Origin of the sequence: Pacificibacter sp. (assembly GCF_039769035.1) — a bacterium.
GTDB lineage: Bacteria > Pseudomonadota > Alphaproteobacteria > Rhodobacterales > Rhodobacteraceae > Celeribacter.
Genome location: NZ_JBDMZG010000121.1, coordinates 1 through 3,583, shown reverse-complemented (window position 1 = coordinate 3,583; position 3,583 = coordinate 1). Strand labels below are relative to the sequence as shown.

General features: G+C 53.8%; 3 protein-coding genes. All 3 read left to right on the top strand.

What is annotated here, in order from left to right; all coding sequences use genetic code 11:
* On the top strand, positions 1–1,739 hold a 1,739-nt coding region (locus ABF287_RS10880), incomplete at its 5' end, for an FHIPEP family type III secretion protein (RefSeq protein WP_347185031.1).
* Complete coding sequence (locus ABF287_RS10875; protein WP_347185030.1) at positions 1,736–2,512, top strand: flagellar biosynthetic protein FliR; 777 nt, start codon at positions 1,736–1,738, stop codon at positions 2,510–2,512. The genes ABF287_RS10880 and ABF287_RS10875, both read left to right, overlap by 4 nt.
* Positions 2,512–3,583, top strand: a 1,072-nt coding sequence (locus ABF287_RS10870; protein WP_347185029.1) for a flagellar type III secretion system protein FlhB, incomplete at its 3' end; no start/stop codon positions are given. The genes ABF287_RS10875 and ABF287_RS10870, both read left to right, overlap by 1 nt.

The window sequence follows — 3,583 nt, the reverse complement described above, 5'->3', positions numbered from 1 at the left end:
TGGGACTGGTCGTCTTCATTGTTTTGTTGATCGTTAATTTTATGGTCATCACCAAAGGCGCTGGGCGCATGGCCGAAGTCGGTGCGCGTTTCGCGCTGGACGGGATGCCGGGTAAACAGCTTGCCATTGACGCCGATATGTCTGCTGGCGCCATTTCTCACGAAGAGGCCAAGGAGCGTCGCGAGCGTGAGCTTGCTGAAACGACGTTTTTCGGCTCCCTCGATGGGGCATCCAAATTTGTCAAAGGGGATGCCATCGCGGGCTTGTTGATCACCCTTATGAATATCGTGATGGGGTTGGTGATCGGTATCGCCGTTCACGGTATGCCCGCCAGTCAAGCGTTTGAAACCTATGCCATTCTCACCGTAGGTGATGGGCTGGTCAGTCAAATTCCGTCTGTCATTATTTCCATCGCGGCCGCGCTATTGCTGGCCAAAGGCGGCGCAAGCGGGTCTGTTGATCTTGCGCTGTTCAAGCAGCTTGGTCGGTACCCGCCCGCGTTGATCACAGTTGGCATCTTGATGGGGCTTTTCGCCCTCGTCCCAGGTTTGCCGTTTTTGCCCTTTATGGCGGGGGCCGGTGCGCTGTGTTTCGCGGGGTATTTCGTTGCCGAGAAAAACCGAAGCGAAAAACACGCCGCCGATAATCCGCCGCCCCCTGTCGTTGAAGATGTTCCGGAATCGCTTGGCGATATTTTGGACCTTGATGATATCCACGTGGAATTTGCACCTGACTTGGTGGCGATGGTCCTTGATCCCCAGACCGGTCTAGATGCGCGCATTACAAACATGCGCAATCACGTGGCAACGGTCTTTGGCCTCATTTTGCCAGAAATTCGCTTAACCGATGACCCGAGTTTGCCGCAGGGGTGCTATATCGTGCGCATTCAGGGTGTGGAACAAGCGCGCGACGTCCTGCGGCCAGATTTGGCCTTGGCGCTTTTGTCTGGTGATGCGAGCGGGTTTCCCCCCGGTGAAGATGTGAAAGAACCGGTTTATGGCGCGCCTGCGCGTTGGATTACGGACGACCAAAAGGAAGAAATGGCCATTTTGGGCTGCACCATTGTGTCATCGACCGAGGTGTTGGCCACGCATTTGCTTGAAGTCATCAAGCGCAATTTCCAACGCCTACTTACCATGCGCACTTTGCGTCGGCTGTTGGATGAAATGACGAACTTGTCGGATCAGACCCGTGCAGATGCCAATCAGCGTTTGCTGGATGATCTTGTGCCCGAAAAAGTGCCCATGGATTTGCTGTTGTCCATTTTGCGGCTCTTGCTGGAAGAGCGCGTTTCAATTCGAAATATGTCGCTCATCCTTGAGGCAATTTCCGAATCTCGCGGTGCGCATGCCACGCCTGAATCGATCTGTGAACACGTGCGGCATCGGCTTGGGTTTCAACTGATTTCAGAAATCAAACGTGCTGATGGAACTTTACCCCTGTTGCAATTGGCCCCCGAATGGGAAGAGAAATTCGCAGCCTATCAAATTGACGGGGAGCGCGGGCAATCGGACATCGCCCTGCCGCCCACCGACTTTAATAAGTTGGCGAAATCCATGGCAGAAAAAATCGCGAAAGCGGGCGAAACGGGTGTTTACCCAGCCGTTGTAACCTCGTCGCGTCGCCGTCGGTTTGTTAAAACGGTCTTGGCCGCACAAGGTATTCAAAATCCAGTGTTTTCTTTCGAAGAAATCGGCACAGAGGCGCGTCCATCGTTGGTGGGGCTTGTGCCAGCATGATCGAAAACATCCCTTCCATTCTTGGACTATCACAAGATGCGTTCATGATCGGATTTTTGGTGTTTTTGCGTGTCGGCGCAATGATGGCGGTGTTGCCGGCTTTCGGCGAGCGCAGCATTCCACAGCGGATCCGTATCGTGTTGGCGCTGTGTTTTTCGATCGTGGTGGCGCCCGCGGTGGCATCGGATGTTTTCTCGGTTGCCTCACAACAGGGTATCATCGGCAAAGCTTTAATCACTGAAGTCGTGGCGGGTTTGGCACTGGGATTCATCTTGCGCATGTTCGTGATGATTTTGGAAATGGCAGGCGCAATTATCGCGCAATCTACGTCACTGTCCCAAATGTTTGGCGGCGGCGCAGTCGACGCGCAGCCTGTGGTGGGCCACTTGCTTTTGGTGGGCGGTCTGGCGCTTGCTGCGATGCTCGACTTGCATGTGCGCGTGGTTGAGATCGTGATCATGTCGTACAAATTCATTCCCGCAGGCACGTTCATCGGCGGGGGGGAACTGTCCCAATGGGGATTGCAGCACATTCGCACGGGCTTCTCGATGGCGTTTTCACTGTCCGCCCCGTTTGTCATCGCGTCCCTTGTTTACAACGTGGCACTTGGCGTCATCAATCGCGCGATGCCGCAGCTCATGGTGGCCATGGTTGGGGCGCCTGCGATCACCTTAGGGGGGATGGTTCTGATGTTCATCACCTTGCCACTTTTGCTGCAAATTTGGCGGCATGGGTTTGATGTGTTGCTGATGAATCCCTTTGAGGTGCTCTAATGGCAGAAGGTGAAAGTGACGACGATAAGCAATTTGAAGCGTCGCAAAAAAAGCTAGATGACGCGCGCAAAAAGGGGGAAATCCCTCAGTCCGTGGATCTTGTGACCTCGGCGGCGTATTTGGGATTTATCGCCGTTGGCGTCATTTTTGGCGGCGGTTCTTTACTGCAAATGGGCACCGTTTTGCAGGAGCTTTTGGCAAAATCGGACAGCTTGTCCACAGAGTGGTTTTCGGGTGGCGGCACCGTGTTGGGTGGTGAAACGATGCAAGCTGTTGGCAGCGCGCTGATGCCTTGGTTCTTGTTGCCAGCGATCGCCGCGATCGTTGTCATCGTGGCCACGCGGTCCTTGGTTTTCGCCCCCAGCAAGATCGAACCGAAGCTGAGCAAGATATCGATGATCTCCAATGCCAAGAACAAATATGGTCGCAAGGGGCTGTTTGAATTTGGCAAAGGCTTTTTCAAGCTCACGGTTTATTCGATCGTTCTCGGTGTGTATTTGGTCAAAAAAATTCCGGTCATCATGAGCACCATGTCCCTCAGTCCTGGCATGGTTACCGTGATGTTGCTTGAGCTGTGCATGGGATTTTTGCTCATCGTGCTGGTGATTTCGCTGATCGTCGGTGGGGTGGATTACCTGTTTCAGTATTCAGAGCATTTGCGCAAACATCGCATGTCGCGCAAAGAGCTTACCGACGAGTCCAAAGAGCAAGAAGGCGACCCGCATGCGAAGCAAAAAAGGCGTCAACGTGGTCAAGAAATTGCGCTCAATCAGATGTTGGGTGATGTGCCGACGGCGGATGTCATTGTTGTGAACCCGACGCACTACGCGGTTGCATTGAAGTGGGACAAATCGAGAGGCGGCGCGCCGATTTGTGTTGCCAAAGGTGTGGATGATGTTGCGGTCAAAATCCGCGAAATTGCGAATGAAAACGCCATTCCAATCCACCGTGATCCGCCAACGGCGCGCGCCCTGTATGCCGTTGTCGAAATCGGTACAGAGGTTTGGCCTGAACACTACAAAGCCGTCGCTGCGTCGATCCGTTTTGCTGAAGCAATGCGTGCGAAAATGA